The following is a 14,436-nucleotide window of genomic DNA, read 5'->3' as shown; positions in this document are numbered from 1 at the left end:
TTTTTAAAAAGATTTCTTACTTTTATAAATCAAGTCATTTAGCCCACTTTTCATCATAGTGACTATTTCCTCCCTATAATGAAAATTCTTTATTAGCTAGATAACATTAAAACCTTTCTAGCTATACATCATTATCAAAAGAATTCCTGTAGTATTTCCTAGAATATGAGAAAGTGCAGAAATCAAACAATTCCCAGACTTTTTATAAATCATTGCATAGATGATACTATCAACAAAAATCATTAAAATATCATAGCTTACAAGTTCAATACTTCCACTAGAAATATGAGCTATCGCAAACAATAAAGAAGATAGAATGGCACAAAGCCAAAATGGTAGAATTCTCATTGACTTACCAAGAAAGAAACCTCTCCATGCAATTTCTTCCCCCAAGGCTGCGATTACTATTTGAACCATAAGGATTGGTATTTTATCAAAGGATAACATACCATTCGCTCTTCCCAAAACATGAATAGCAAAAGCACCCTTAAATACCATATCGCCAATAAGCAATGTTGCTGCAGCAGATCCTACAGGAAGCAAGACCAAAAGAATTACTCCTTGTTTTTTAAGATCATCGAAAAATGATTTAAAGCGCAAGCCCGATTCTATATGTGATTTTTTATCAAAATGTTCAAGAACAAAGAAAAAGAAAATACCAATCAGTACAGTGAGACCTGATAAAGAAAGTTCAGGTATTATCTTTGTCAAAGACAACACTGCCATTAGAAATAAACCAATGATTGTAGTATAAAAATACTTTCTATCAATTTTAGCAGAATCAGTCAAAACAATATTCCTCCTTGATTTAGCAAGACATCATCAATATTTTTTTATCGAACAATATAAATTCCAATCTCCTAATCGGAATCAATATTATTGTATATTATAAATGGAAAAAAATCTAATCATCTTATTTTACAACCCGCAAAAAGAGTGGCCTCTGCCACTCCTTTTTGAAATCTATGCCTCCACCTATCTCTCCAGTTTTATCACCTTATCATAGAGCTTCAAGTCCTCTTCGCTATAGTGATGAATCACTTCTACAAGTGCTTGTGGGAGGGAGAAGAGAAGCTGACTGATTTTCTCTTGGTTTTTAAGGTCCAGATTGGCTTTAACTTCATCAGCCAGGATAAATTGACGATTGTGATAGAGAGCGCGGGCAATTTCTAGCCGCTGCTTCTCACCACCTGACAGAGTTTGATTGCTAGGTGTTTTCCCTTGGAGATCTTTCAAACCAGTTTGCTGCAGAATCTCTTCCATCCTTACAGAATCCAGTTCTTGTCCCAAAGCGATGTTTTCCTCTAGACTCAAACCATCAAAAACATGACTGGACTGGAGAATGTAGGCTCCTGCCTGATAAAGTTCATCCGAGTTTAGCTCTTGTCCGTGATAGTGAATCCGACCTTGACTAGGCTTGATTTCTCCATAGATAAGGTTAAGTAAGGTTGTTTTCCCAGACCCACTTTCTCCAATAATGGCAATCTTTTCCCCTTCCTCAATGGTAAGGTCGCAAGGGGCTAGGATTTCTCGACCATCACGCTCTACGCTGACTTGCTCTAGCTGGATAGGAAAGACGGAACTTTTAAGAACAGAAGGCGTTGTCAACTCTTCTCCCAGCAATTTTTGATATTTATCACAGAGAGACTTGGCTGATTTCCTAGTATTGATAAAGTAAGATAGCTCCTGAAATTGGTAGCCGATATTGTGCGATACTAGGTAAATCCCAACAAAGCTGGCTGCAGATAGGTAGTTATAATAGGTCATAAAACCACCAATCACAATCGGCGCAACCGAGCAAAAGGCATCAATGCCATTGATAAAGAGACTGTTTAGCGTCCGTTGCTTTTCATAGGCGATTTCTTGCTCTAAAGCTTTATGCAAATCTTTGGAAAACAGTTTGTAAAACAAGCTTTGTCCCAGATAATGCCGTATGGAACGAGCGCCAGCAATCATATTGGTCACCTGAGAGACGTAGCCTTGGTTAGCTAGGAACTTCTGCTTAGTAATCGCATTCAAGCGTTTGGAACCTATGCTACTACAAAGGACAGGTATCGAATAAAAAACGATAAAGAGCAAGCCTAGAAAAAAATTAGTCCAGAGTGCATAACAGATGGAGACAGTTGTAAATCCCAAAGAAGAAATGATAATGACAGTCGGCTCAATATAGTTATCTTCTAGCTGTTTTACATCATTTTCCAGGTCGGACAAAACCTCTTCATCCGCTATCCGACGGCTATATAAGAAAGTCTGAAAGATAGCCTGCTTAATACCCGACTTGAAGTCCGTCAGCACTCGTGCATAGTAATAGCGTTTCCCCGCCAAACCCAGCAAGAGAATAAAATTCCCCACAATCCCCCAAATCAAGACCTGCCACAGCAACTGCAACTGGTGATTGGTAAAACTAGAGACAATATACTGAATCAAAGCTGGAGTAATAACAGCCTCCAGCCAAGTAATCATAATCGCCACGAAATAGAAGAATAAATACTTTTTAGTTACATAAGCTCTAAGCATAGCGTATAAACCTCCTGAAGTTTTTTACCAACTTAGATAGTCGTTTTTTCTAGACGGGAATATAATTGGAGCCTGAATATTTGAATGAAACCATTAAACGTAGGGCTACTTTATAATCTTTCAGAGAAAGATTTAAATGACTAGTTCTAAACATAGCAATTTACTTTTATTTTTTATTCAAAAATATATTCAACATATCTGCATAGCTAACAAAGGGAGCTGGAAATACTAGTCCAGAATAAAATAGCATTATGGTATTAAATAAATTCAATAAGACGGATACTCGTTTAAAGTGCTCTGTTAACTTAATTGCCATGGTATATAAGACAAAAAATACAGCATAATTAAGTACTGACATCAAAATCAAATCCACTAAATGGAATGAGGGCATAAAAAATTTTCCATTAAAAAACATATGAGATAGAATAATTGAAATCAAAAAAATGAGCGTTGACCAAATAAAATAAGTTGTTGATCTAGCAATATAAATCATCATTGGTGTACGTCTAGTTGTTTTGATATTTGTATATTGATTAGTGCGAATTTCAAATTCCAACTCCTCATTAGCAAGCAATATCACATTAGTTATGGAATAATAAATAAAAAAATAGAGTAGATTTATCGGTTTATCACTATTGAAAATAATAATGATTCCTGTAATAAAAATCATGGAATAAATCACTTCGCAAATACTATCAAACGTGTATCGAACTCTATAATTAAAATATCTTCTTAATTCACTAAACATGGAAAAGACTCCCTCTTTTTTTAGCAATGTTCAATAAAGTGAAAAATAGGAAAGTTCCAGCTGACCAATATACTGCACAATAAACTATAATAAAAAAGATACTCTGATAGGACGGAGAAATAATAAAATTTCTCAAGGCATAGTAAGGGAATAGCTTTCCTATAAAGCCAAATAAACCACCTAGCGGTGTTAGTATGCCAGTAAAATACAGCATGAAATAAGAAATTAACGATGTAATGCTAGAAGTACGATTAAAAATGAAGCAGAGGCTTGATAGGCAAAAGCCTAAACCATATATGCTAATAATAGTTAGCATACATGCAGCGAGACTCGCAACTAACTTTAAGATACTATCCGGAAAATCAATATCATTTAACGTGGATAAAATAATAAATATAGGTATGGCTTTAACTAGATCCACCAATATCTGAACAATAATTTTAAACATTAAAACATGAAAAACACTCTTACTACTCTGGATTACACTTATCAAAGTTCTGTCATAAAGGTCATCCTCAATAAAAAAAGTTGGATGCGTAATACTATGACTCGTAAAATACCAAGTAAATAACAAGCATAACAATAAAAATTTACTTTGTGTATCTTTAAAGTATTGAAGATAAGCTGAAACCATTATCAAAATTCCAAAATTTGAAAAAAATAAATTAAATTTAAACTGCATCATCTCTTGCAGCTGCCTCTTTAACTCCCTTCTTATTTCTTTAATCATCATTGATAACCTCATACAATATTTCTTCGATGCTTTCTTCAACTTCTTCAAAAAATATAATTTCAAAATTATTAAAGATATTATTTTTTAACTGACTATCTTTTACTTCAACAATCAACCTTTCGTTTTCTACTTGATAAGATAAATCAGGAAACAGTCTCTCAAAAGCATCTTTTTCAGAATCAGAAATACCAATTCTATATTTAATCCACCTAGTATTTTTCCCAAAGATTTCTGAAAAACTACCTTGCTGTATTATTTTCCCTCTACTCATGATACAAATTCTTGTTGATATTTCTTTTGCAAAATAGATATCATGAGTCGTCATGAGAACAATGGTTCCTTTTTCTTGACTGAGAGTTAGTAATAATTTCGCAAACTGCTTTTTGGCAATGACATCCAGACCATTGGTTGGCTCATCTAAACACAATACTTTTGGCTTACAAAGTAACGCAATAATCAAAGACAATTTTTGTCTCGTTCCTTGTGACAATTCGGACACCAATACATCAACATAGGGATGGAAAGCTAGTTTATTAAATAAATCCTCCAATTCATCCTTAACCTGACTACGCGAACTTTTATTCAGATGTAAAAAGTAATCAATATTTTGATTTGCCGTCAGGTATTCGTAGTAGCCTCTACCGCTTTCTAGTACAAGCTTGACATTGTTATGAATATCTTTCGAAGTATTCTTACTGCCAAAAACAAATACATCACCTGCATCTTGTAACATTAAGCCAGAGATAATTTTTATGAAAGTTGATTTACCCGCACCATTGGTGCCCACTATAGAAACAATCTCTCCTGAATACGATTCAAAGCTAGGAATGTCCAATGCAACTTTACCACGAAAATTTTTCTTTAGATTGCGTACAATAATTTCATTCATTGCTGCATTAACCTCTTTCGATTACTAATACTTTGAACTGCCAAGAATGTAAAAACAAGGATTTTGAATGACTTTCACTTAAATATTCCTAGTTTTTCACCAGCAGAGCTACACACTCAGCGGTTCGGACTTACCGTATCATTTCGTCGGTTTCCCTCCTCATTCTACGAGTCCTATCCCATGGTCGGAGCATCTACTTCTACTTCGCTGATACCTCAGCTCGTACAAGCAGTGATACCGCCTCAACATGATGCGTTTGAGGAAATAAATCCACCGGCTGGACTTTCTTCAACTCATATCCTAATTCTTGATAGAGTTTGATATCACGCGCCATAGTGGCGACATTGCAGGAGATATAAGTGATTTTCTTGGGCTCCATGCTGACGCTGGCTTTGATGAAGCTCTCTGTCAGACCTTTTCGTGGTGGATCAACTAAGATGACATCCGCTTGGATGCCCTCTTTAAGCCAGTCTTGGATGGCTTCTTCAGCTGGAGCGCAGACATAGCTGGCATTGGCAATGCCGTTGATTTCTGCATTCTTTCGGCTATTTTCGACCGCTTCTGGGATCACTTCCACACCATAGACTTCCTTGACATGCTTCGCGACAGAGAGCCCAATCGTTCCGATACCCGAGTAGGCATCAAGCACCACATCATCTGCAGTCAGCTCGGAAAAATCAAGGGCTGTCTGATAGAGCTTTTCTGCCATTTCGGTATTGACTTGGTAAAAGGCCGGCGCAGCAATCTGGAAGTCATTTCCCAGCATCTGGTCGGTAATGTAGTCTTGACCATATAGCGTTCGCCAGTCTTTTCCGAAAATCGCATTGCCGGGCTGGTCATTGATATTCTGCATGATGGACTTGATAGCTGGGAAGGCTTCTGTCAAGTGCTCAATCAGCTGCTCCACTCGGAATATTTTAGGACGGGTTGTCACCAGGATTATCATGATTTCCCCTGAATAATGGCCACGGCGGACAACCAGATTGCGAATAAGTCCAGTCTTTTCCTGCTCATCGTAAGGTTTGAGGTCAAAACGACGGAGCAAGTCGCGTGTAAAGAGGATAACTTGGTCAATGACTGGATCCTGAATATAGAAATCTTCAATCGGCAGGAGGTCATGGGAATTTTTCCGGAAAAATCCTGTTTCCAGCTGGCCATTGACACGGCGGACAGGCACTTGAGCCTTATTGCGGTAACCCAGCGGCTGCTCCATACCAAGTGTCGGCGGCACCTCTACATCGGACACACCAGCAATCTTATAGAGACTGTCCTTGACCTGCTTACGTTTGAAGTCTAACTGGGCTGGATAGTTGAGATGCCCCAAGTCGGCAATCCCCGTACGCAGATAGGCCATATCAAGATTTTCATTGCGCTGGTCTGAGGTACGGAGAAATTCCTCTACCTTGCCAAAGCCGATTTTTTTGTTGACCTTGAGCACACGCATACGGATAAGCTCACCCGGCAGGGCATTTTCCACAAAGAAAACCAAGCCTTCTGCCTTGGCCACCCCTGCTCCCTCGTGGCTCAGATCCACGATTTCAACTTCAATCACATCATTCTTTTTTAACATATTTTTCTCTTTCTGCTTTATCGCTCTGCCATTTCCCAAAAGAAAAGGCGGAACATCGTCCTACCTTTCATTATATCATATATCTTATCTGAGACCCATTTGCTGCAGTCTTTCTTTATAGGCTTCAAAGTCAATCAAGAGCCCTTGACCACCGTACATGTCATAGGTATCCACCCAGTCGCCATTTTCCGGAATCGTCAGGCGCTCAACCCCATTGCGGGAATCTCCTGCCATAGAGAGACCATTAGTCAAAAGGAAGCTGTAAGGCACATTGGTCGAAGTCAAGGCAAAGACCTTACCAAGAGCCTCTGACCCGGTAAAGAGCTTGGTCGGATCTTTGACCTGCTGGAAAACAGCTGTCAAAACTTCCTGCTGGCGGCGGGTCCGGCCAAAATCACCCTCGTCATCCTTACGGAAGCGAGCGTAGTTGAGCAAGGTCCGACCGTCCATCTGCTGCTGACCAACCTTGATTGTTTGATTAGGCACCACACCGTCTTTCATATTCAGGTCATCTGGCACTTCAACTTCTGTCACCTTCTCCCCATCAATGGTTGAGAACTGAGCATTCATGCTGACACCATTTGGGAAAAGGGTATCAATAGCTGTTGCAAAGGTCTGGAAATCTACCAGTGCATAATATTTGATGTCCAAATCGAAATTATCTTTGAGCATCTGGCGGACATAGTCTGCACCGCGGTTGTGGTTTTGCTCCCCAATCGTGTAGGCAGAATTGAGCTTTTGGTCATAGTAATCTGCCTGCGACGGATCCGTGTACTCATTGCTGACGCCATCGATGTGAATAAGGGTATCACGCATAAAGCTGACCAGTTTCACCTTGTGATCCTTATTGCCAACATTCAAGACCATAATGGAGTCAGTCCTCGTCTCAGTCGAGTCGTCACCAACCCGGCCATCCGTCCCAAGAATGAGGATATTCACTCCGTCCTTAGTATCCTTGCCGTCAAAAAATTCTGTTTCTGCTGGTTTAGAATTGCCATTGTGAGCTGTCGTCAAGCCTTTGATAAACATGAAAATCATGCCCCCCAAGACCATCAGCAGGAAAATCCCTGCCCAAAGCAGAATCCGTTTCAAGCGGATTTTTTTGCGAGGCTTCTTGGGCTTGTCTTGTCCCAGACTAGCTTCTGCCAGAGCTTCCGGCGCCTTCTTTTGCCTTCTACTGCGAGAAGAACGCTCAGGGTACTTGGGCAAGATGCCAGAAGAATCCATTTCCACTGGCTCTTGCTCATAGTCGTCGCTAACTGTATGCGGCTGCTCTTCATGGTCAGGCGCACTGGCTGAACCGCCAATCCCCTTGGACTTCTGACGCAGATAGTCAAATTCTTTCTTTTCTTTATCGTTTAGATAATAATAATTTTTGTAAAGATAATCTAAGCGGAGCTGCTCATGATGGCTAAGATTTTCTGGTTTCTTCATCTCTTCTCCAATCTACTGCTACTTGTCCTGAATCAGAAACACACTGTAGCTACCAAAAATTTTATAAGTAATTCCAAGACTTGTCAACTCTTGATAGGCAAAATCCGCCAATTTTTTCTGCTCGTTGTCAATGTCAATAATGAAGAAATACTCTCCCAGAGCCGTTTTTAAAGGCCGACTCTCAATCTTGGTCAGGTCAATCCCACGCCAAGCGAAGGTCGACAAAGCCTTGTAGAGGGCACCTGGCAGATTGTCAGGCAAGGTCAAGGCTAATGTCTGCTTGTCTCCTGTCTTGGTCAGTTGAAGCTCAGGCACCTCATGACCTAGAATCCAGAAGCGGGTATAATTTTCTTCCATTTCCTGAATGTCGCTGGCTGCTACTTTGAGCCCGTACTCTGCTGCAGCCGTGCGCGGGGCAATAGCCGCAAAATTCTTTTCAGGATGCTCTGCCACAAAACGAGCTGCATAGGCTGTACTTGCTGTTACCTCAATGGCAGCCTGCGGATAATGCTGGCGGATGTATTTCTTTCCTTGGGCAATAGCCTGCGGGTGAGAAAATATCTTCTCAATTGGCTTTTCTAAATCCGTCACTAAAAGCTGCTGCTTGATGGGCTGCACAATCTCAGCCACCGCCTGAATGTCTGCTTGATGAAAGAGATAGTCCAAGGTTTCATGGACACTGCCCTCAATGGAATTTTCCACCGGAACAACCGAGTAATCCACTTCCCTAGCCTCATAAGCCTTCATGACCTCAGTGATATTCTGATAGGGCACCAAGTCCTGGCTGGGAAAGGCAGCTTGGGCTACATGGTGAGAAAAGGAGCCTCTAGGACCTAAAAATGCTATTTTCATTGAATTTCCTCAATAATTTCCTGCGGGCTTTTAAGCCTCGTATCGACAATCTGGGTCGCCACTTCCTCATACCAGGCCTGACGCTGCTCAAAAATCTGCTGCAAGTCTGACTTGCTCTGGTTTAAGAACAAGGGCCGTTCCTGCTCAGCATCCTGCTGGATTCTCTGATAGAGCGTTTCAAAATCTGCTTTCAGGTAGATATTGTCAGCATTCTGAGCCAGTAATCTGCGGTTTTCAGGGCTGACGACTACACCGCCGCCAGTTGAGACGACCAAGTCCTTATCGATCAACTCAGCCAAGAGTTGGGCTTCAGCAGCCCGAAAGGCCGCTTCACCATGCTGATCAAAATAGTCCTTGATAGACATGCCCAGCCTCTGACAGAGCAGTTCATCCATATCAACAAAGTCTTGGGCTAAGCCTCTGGCCACTGTAGATTTTCCGGCTCCCATAAAGCCCAGCAATATCTTAGCCATGCATCAAGCCCTCCAAGTCGCTGAAGAAGCTTGGATAGCTGGTTTTAATGGCTTCAGACCGCTCAAGTTCTACCTGACCGCTTTGAGCCAACAAAGCAGCAATTGCCGTCATCATCCCGATGCGATGGTCGCCAAGGGTGTTGACCCGTGCACCGTGTAGAGGTGTTTTCCCTTCGATAATCATGCCGTCTTCCGTCGGGGTAATAGCTGCGCTCATGCTATTGAGAGCGTCTGCTACTACCTGGATACGATCTGTTTCCTTGACCTTGAGCTCCTCTGCATCACGAATGACAGTCCGTCCCTGAGCCTGCGTCGCCAGAAGAGCAATAATCGGCAACTCATCAATCAAGCGTGGGATAATCTCGCCGCCAATCTCCGTTCCTTTAAGATCAGACGTCTCAACGGTGATGGTAGCAGACTTGGCTACTGGATCGACATCTGACAGCGTCATCCGTCCGCCCATAGCCTCTATTACTTCTAGAATACCTGTACGAGTTTCGTTGATGCCAACATTTTCTAAAACAATCTTAGAGTCCGGCACAATCAATCCAGCTACCAGCCAGAAGGCCGCGCTGGAAATGTCTCCTGGAACCGTCACTTCCTGAGCAGTGAATTCCTGACCGCCCTGAATGCGAATTTCCTTGCCCTCAACCTCAATTTGCCCGCCAAACTGGGCAATCATATCTTCTGTATGATTACGAGTGATTTCCTTTTCTATAATAACCGACTCTCCCTGAGCCTGCAGGGCAGCAAAAATCAAGGCTGACTTAACCTGAGCAGAAGCCACTGGCAGCTGATAATGAATAGACTTCAGTTCCCTACTGCCCTTCATCTTGAGCGGTGGTAAATCACGCTCAGTCCGACCAGCAATCTCGACTCCCATCTGCCGCAGAGGAATGGTCACCCGATCCATAGGGCGCTTGGATAGACTGTCGTCACCAAACATCTCCGCTTTGAAATCCTGACCGGCCAAAACACCAGAAATCAAACGGATAGACGTTCCAGAATTGCCCATATCCAGCTTATTTTTCGGTGCTTGCAGGCCTTCAAATCCTACGCCATGAATCTTGACTAAATTTCCATCGTCCTCAATCTGCACGCCTAAGTCACGAAAAACCTGCATGGTAGACAGCACATCTTCTCCTCGCAAAATGTCGCGAACAGTAGTGACCCCCTTGGCCAAACTGCCAAAAATAATGGAACGGTGGCTGATAGATTTATCTCCAGGTACGCGGATACGGCCCTTCAGGCCTCTTACATTGATTGATAATTTCATAGGTGACCTCGTACTTTCCTTTGTTGCTTCTTATTTTATCATAAAAAGACCAGAAATTCTTAAAATTTCTGGAATCCTAGCTGAAGCAAAAAGAATCCAGATATTCAGCCCAGATTCTTCTTTTTTTATTAGCTTACTTAAGCAAATCCTGCACCGGATCAAAGATAATACGCTCAATGTCCGCCAGATAGATGGACAGCTGTTGCTGCTTATTGAAAAATTCAGAAAGAACAGCATTGCCCTGAATCTTCTCGCCAAAGGAAGTCATCTTGTCCTGCACCTCCTGAGTCGGTACCTGACCAGTCTGAGCCAGCTGTTGCAACTCTTGCTGGAAAGCCAGATAGTCCGCAAAAATAGCCTTCGCTTCGCTATCAGCATCCACTGCTTTCTTACTTTCTGCGACTGCCTTGTACTCAGGCAAATCACGCAGATTTCTGCTCAGTTCATTGGCTAAATCATAAATATTTGACATAGAGTTCTCCAATCTATATTAGTCTACGGACACTAGGTAATCCGTATGTTCTCTTACTATTTTAGCAGATTTTTCTAAATCTTGGTGATTTTTAAAGGTGATTTGCAGAATACCGTTGATATCTTCACGGTTTTCCTCGTTAATACGAATATTGACGACTGAAATTCCGCGCAGAAGCTCCAAAATACCCAAAATCGCATCTTCTTCGTCGGGCACCTCAATAAAGAGGTCATAAAAACTGTCCACACCGGCTCGCTTATGAATTTCCATCTGTTTGCGGCTCTGCCGTCCTCGGTCGAAAAATTCCCAGATAGCTGTCTCGTCCTTAGCCTCAATCGCTGCGGCAACCTTGTCTAACTGGTCTTTAAAATCTTCCAGCCGCTCCAAGATAGCTTGAGGATTAGTCAAGAGGATAGAGGTCCACATACCCGGCTCACTCTCCGCAATCCGAGTCATATCTCGAAAACCACCGGCTGCAAAAGACTGGGTCAGCTCATGCTCTTGGCTATAAGCTGCAGCTTGCTCCATCAAGCTGGAGGCTAGGATATGCGGAAAATGGCTGATTTGACTGGTAACTCGGTCGTGCTCGGCTGCGTCCACCTGGATAAAGCGGGCATGAAGACCACTCAGCAAGTCTTTCATTTCCTCAAGCGTGCCAGGCTTGGTCAGGCTAGAGGGGGTGAAGATATAATAGGCATTTTCAAAGAGGGTGACATGGGCAGCATTGGCTCCGGTCTTGTGACTTCCGGCCATCGGGTGAGCTCCGACAAAGCGGACGGGCTTATTCTGCAGATACTTTTCTGCAGCTGCCACAATCTCTGCCTTGGTCGATCCAGCATCAGAGATGATAACATTTTCCTTCAGGTCCAGCTCCGCTAGTTCCTTGATAAATGCTATGGTCTGCTTGATGGGCACAGCCAGAATAATCACATCAGCCAATGGAGCAAAGGAGGCGAAATCATCCGTTACCCGGTCTACCATTCCACGTTCCAAGGCAACTCTGCGCGATTCCTCACTGCGATTGTAGCCAAGAATCTCTATCTCAGGATGAGCTCGCCTGATGCCCAGAGCCAAGGAAGCTCCAATCAGTCCCAGACCTGCGATATAGACTGTTTTTCTCTCCATGCCCTTCTCCTTACTTCTAAAAGTTCTTGACAAATTCCCGATGGCGGGCTACTGCATCCTTTAGTTCTTCCAGATTGTCCGAAGAAAACTTCTCCAGAACTTCGGTGGCTAAAACTGTTGCCACCACGCTTTCCATGACTACACCCGCCGCTGGCAGAGCCGTAGGATCGCTCCGTTCCACTGTCGCCTTATAAGGCTCGTGGGTCTCAATATCCACACTCATCAGTGGCTTGTAAAGGGTCGGAATGGGCTTCATAACACCGCGAACCACGATTGGCTGACCATTGGTCATACCGCCCTCAAAACCGCCTAGATTATTAGTCCTGCGAGTGAAGCCATCTTCCTCAGACCAGAGGATTTCATCCATGACTTGACTGCCCTTGAGACGACCGGCTTCAAAGCCTACGCCAAACTCAACTCCCTTGAAAGCATTGATAGACACGACTCCCTGAGCAATCTTGGCATCCAGCTTCTTGTCCCATTGGACATAGGAGCCCAGACCAACCGGCACACCACCAACGACAGTTTCAATGACACCACCGATGGTATCCCCGTCTTTCTTAATCTGGTCAATGTAGGCCTTGATTTCTTCTTCGCGCTCGGGATTGACAATGGAAACCTCTGACTGGGCAGCTCTTTCCTTTATTTCTGCTACAGTGAGCTGATCTGGGACATCAATATCAATACCGCCAAAGGTCACGATATGGCTGGCTGCCTCTATACCGATTTCTTCCAGCAAACGCTTGGCTACTGCTCCGACTGCTACACGCATGGTCGTTTCGCGGGCAGAAGAACGCTCTAGGGAATTTCGCAAATCGTCAAAGCGGTATTTCATACCACCAACCAAGTCCGCATGGCCAGGGCGTGGTTTGGTAATCTTGCGCAGCCCTTTTTTCTTTTCATCCACATCTGCCGCGCTCATAATCTCCAGCCACTTCTGATGATCCAGATTCGTGACATTGAGGGTAAGCGGGCCGCCCATGGTCAAGCCATGGCGAACCCCAGATGTAATCTCGACTTGATCGCTCTCAATCTTCATGCGGGCACCGCGACCGTACCCACCCTGACGGCGCTTGAGCTCAGCATTGATATAGTCAGCGGTCAAAGGAAGACCAGCTGGCACTCCCTCAATAATAGCTGTCAGACGTGGTCCGTGCGATTCTCCTGCTGTTAAGTATCTCATACATTTTCTCCTATTTCTGGGATGGAAAGATATGGACAACCTGTCTATTTTTATCCAAACTGTCCAATCGTCTTAAACTCCATCTGGCACTTATTTCTTCAGAAATTCTTTCATCTCTTCCAGCGGAATCTGGTGAATACTAGCCGAACCTAGCTCAGGCACCAGTACTAGCTTGATAGAGTTGCCTCTAGCCTTCTTATCATGGGTCAGTGCCTGATAGAGAGCATTCTCATTCCATGGCTGGTAATCCACCGGTAAGGCAAACTTCTGACACATACGGATGATATCTTCTGTAATCCCGGCTGGCATGAGGCATTTCTTTTCAGCGACTCGAGAAACCTGTACCATGCCAATCGCCACAGCTTCACCGTGCATGACTTTTCCGTAGCCTGCTGTTGCTTCAATAGCGTGCCCAATAGTATGGCCGAAATTCAGATAGAGGCGAACGCCATTATCCAGCTCGTCCTCGACCACAATCTTACGCTTGACATCGCAGGAATGGTAGATGATGCTCTCTGCATGCTCCAAAATCGACTCTGGACTGCCATCCATTTCCGAAAGCTCATCCCAGAGTTCCTTATCCTCTATCAAGCCGTACTTGACCACCTCGCCCATACCTTCAATCAGTTCCCGCTGGCCCAAGGTATGCAAGACTTCTGGGTCAATCAGAACTCCGTCAGGCTGGGTAAAAGTCCCGACCATATTCTTGGCCCAAGGTGTATTGACACCTGTCTTACCGCCGATAGAGGAATCCACTTGAGCTGTCAGACTGGTAGGAATCTGCACGAAATGAACGCCCCGCATGTAGGTAGAAGCAACAAATCCTGCCAAATCACCAACAACGCCACCTCCCAAGGCCACGATACCATCACTGCGGGTCAGACCAACCTTGACCAAAAACTCATAGACTTTGTTGACCGTCTTTAAGTTCTTGCTGGCTTCACCCTCCAAAAAGTCAAAGACATAGGCCTCAAACCCAGCCGATTCCAAACTCAGCTTGACCTTTTCCGCATAGAGTCGAGCCACTCGATTATCCGTGACGATGACTACCTTTTGAGGCTGCCAAAGCTGACCCAGCCAACTTCCAGCCTGAGATAAAGACCCTTTTTCGATGAGAATATCATAGGGATGATGCGGGAGATTCACATTTAGTTTCATAAGCGC

14 protein-coding genes are annotated in these 14,436 nt (G+C 43.4%); all 14 read right to left on the bottom strand.

Annotation, left to right across the window (positions count from 1 at the left end; all coding sequences use genetic code 11):
- Positions 1-117: 117 nt before the first annotated feature.
- The gene (locus tag J1C81_RS04735) at positions 118-789 is read right to left on the bottom strand and encodes a CPBP family intramembrane glutamic endopeptidase (protein WP_032909697.1); all 672 of its coding nucleotides are present in this window, start codon (positions 787-789) and stop codon (positions 118-120) included.
- A gap of 186 nt (positions 790-975) precedes the next feature.
- The gene (gggC, locus tag J1C81_RS04730) at positions 976-2,517 is read right to left on the bottom strand and encodes a streptosactin export ABC transporter GggC (protein WP_002914855.1); all 1,542 of its coding nucleotides are present in this window, start codon (positions 2,515-2,517) and stop codon (positions 976-978) included.
- Positions 2,518-2,683: 166 nt separating this feature from the next.
- A complete protein-coding gene (locus J1C81_RS04725; RefSeq protein WP_002897295.1) occupies positions 2,684-3,265 on the bottom strand; it encodes an ABC transporter permease in 582 nt (193 codons plus the stop codon).
- The gene (locus J1C81_RS04720) at positions 3,258-3,998 is read right to left on the bottom strand and encodes an ABC transporter permease (protein WP_002897294.1); all 741 of its coding nucleotides are present in this window, start codon (positions 3,996-3,998) and stop codon (positions 3,258-3,260) included. Before J1C81_RS04720 ends, J1C81_RS04725 begins: the two co-directional genes overlap by 8 nt.
- A complete protein-coding gene (locus tag J1C81_RS04715) occupies positions 3,988-4,887 on the bottom strand; it encodes an ABC transporter ATP-binding protein (RefSeq protein WP_002897293.1) in 900 nt (299 codons plus the stop codon). Before J1C81_RS04715 ends, J1C81_RS04720 begins: the two co-directional genes overlap by 11 nt.
- A gap of 199 nt (positions 4,888-5,086) precedes the next feature.
- On the bottom strand, positions 5,087-6,457 hold the full coding sequence (gene rlmD / locus J1C81_RS04710; RefSeq protein WP_080556968.1) for a 23S rRNA (uracil(1939)-C(5))-methyltransferase RlmD: 1,371 nt from the start codon (positions 6,455-6,457) through the stop codon (positions 5,087-5,089).
- Positions 6,458-6,541: 84 nt separating this feature from the next.
- Positions 6,542-7,891 carry an LCP family protein gene (locus J1C81_RS04705; RefSeq protein WP_002914853.1) on the bottom strand — a complete coding sequence of 450 codons (1,350 nt, stop codon included), beginning with the start codon at positions 7,889-7,891 and terminating at the stop codon, positions 6,542-6,544.
- 18 nt (positions 7,892-7,909) lie between these two features.
- Positions 7,910-8,743 carry a prephenate dehydratase gene (gene pheA, locus J1C81_RS04700; RefSeq protein WP_002914852.1) on the bottom strand — a complete coding sequence of 278 codons (834 nt, stop codon included), beginning with the start codon at positions 8,741-8,743 and terminating at the stop codon, positions 7,910-7,912.
- Positions 8,740-9,216: a shikimate kinase gene (locus J1C81_RS04695; protein WP_002914851.1), complete on the bottom strand. Its 477-nt coding sequence runs from the start codon at positions 9,214-9,216 to the stop codon at positions 8,740-8,742. The genes pheA and J1C81_RS04695 overlap by 4 nt, the downstream gene beginning before the upstream one ends.
- Positions 9,209-10,492, bottom strand: a complete 1,284-nt coding sequence (gene aroA, locus J1C81_RS04690; RefSeq protein ID WP_002914850.1) for a 3-phosphoshikimate 1-carboxyvinyltransferase — start codon at positions 10,490-10,492, stop codon at positions 9,209-9,211. Before aroA ends, J1C81_RS04695 begins: the two co-directional genes overlap by 8 nt.
- 133 nt (positions 10,493-10,625) lie before the next feature.
- On the bottom strand, positions 10,626-10,964 hold the full coding sequence (locus tag J1C81_RS04685) for a YlbF/YmcA family competence regulator (protein ID WP_002897285.1): 339 nt from the start codon (positions 10,962-10,964) through the stop codon (positions 10,626-10,628).
- 18 nt (positions 10,965-10,982) lie between these two features.
- Entirely contained in the window at positions 10,983-12,089 is a 1,107-nt protein-coding gene (locus J1C81_RS04680; RefSeq protein WP_002914849.1) for a prephenate dehydrogenase, read from the bottom strand.
- A 16-nt stretch (positions 12,090-12,105) separates the two neighbouring features.
- Complete coding sequence (gene aroC, locus J1C81_RS04675) at positions 12,106-13,272, bottom strand: chorismate synthase (RefSeq protein WP_002914848.1); 1,167 nt, start codon at positions 13,270-13,272, stop codon at positions 12,106-12,108.
- 90 nt (positions 13,273-13,362) lie between these two features.
- On the bottom strand, positions 13,363-14,430 hold the full coding sequence (gene aroB / locus J1C81_RS04670; RefSeq protein ID WP_002914847.1) for a 3-dehydroquinate synthase: 1,068 nt from the start codon (positions 14,428-14,430) through the stop codon (positions 13,363-13,365).
- Positions 14,431-14,436: the final 6 nt, after the last annotated feature.

It is taken from the genome of Streptococcus sanguinis (assembly GCF_050225395.1).
GTDB lineage: Bacteria > Bacillota > Bacilli > Lactobacillales > Streptococcaceae > Streptococcus.
This window is presented reverse-complemented; position numbering and strand designations above follow the sequence as displayed.

Excerpts from the sequence above, each read along its gene's own strand:
- J1C81_RS04705 (WP_002914853.1), bottom strand. The coding sequence starts at position 7,891 with ATGAAGAAACCAGAAAATCTTAGCCATCATGAGCAGCTCCGCTTAGAT.
- rlmD (WP_080556968.1), bottom strand. The coding sequence starts at position 6,457 with ATGTTAAAAAAGAATGATGTGATTGAAGTTGAAATCGTGGATCTGAGC.
- J1C81_RS04715 (WP_002897293.1), bottom strand. The coding sequence starts at position 4,887 with ATGAATGAAATTATTGTACGCAATCTAAAGAAAAATTTTCGTGGTAAA.
- pheA (WP_002914852.1), bottom strand. The coding sequence starts at position 8,743 with ATGAAAATAGCATTTTTAGGTCCTAGAGGCTCCTTTTCTCACCATGTA.
- J1C81_RS04680 (WP_002914849.1), bottom strand. The coding sequence starts at position 12,089 with ATGGAGAGAAAAACAGTCTATATCGCAGGTCTGGGACTGATTGGAGCT.
- J1C81_RS04725 (WP_002897295.1), bottom strand. The coding sequence starts at position 3,265 with ATGTTTAGTGAATTAAGAAGATATTTTAATTATAGAGTTCGATACACG.
- aroC (WP_002914848.1), bottom strand. The coding sequence starts at position 13,272 with ATGAGATACTTAACAGCAGGAGAATCGCACGGACCACGTCTGACAGCT.
- aroA (WP_002914850.1), bottom strand. The coding sequence starts at position 10,492 with ATGAAATTATCAATCAATGTAAGAGGCCTGAAGGGCCGTATCCGCGTA.
- gggC (WP_002914855.1), bottom strand. The coding sequence starts at position 2,517 with ATGCTTAGAGCTTATGTAACTAAAAAGTATTTATTCTTCTATTTCGTG.
- J1C81_RS04695 (WP_002914851.1), bottom strand. The coding sequence starts at position 9,216 with ATGGCTAAGATATTGCTGGGCTTTATGGGAGCCGGAAAATCTACAGTG.
- J1C81_RS04685 (WP_002897285.1), bottom strand. The coding sequence starts at position 10,964 with ATGTCAAATATTTATGATTTAGCCAATGAACTGAGCAGAAATCTGCGT.
- aroB (WP_002914847.1), bottom strand. The coding sequence starts at position 14,430 with ATGAAACTAAATGTGAATCTCCCGCATCATCCCTATGATATTCTCATC.
- J1C81_RS04720 (WP_002897294.1), bottom strand. The coding sequence starts at position 3,998 with ATGATGATTAAAGAAATAAGAAGGGAGTTAAAGAGGCAGCTGCAAGAG.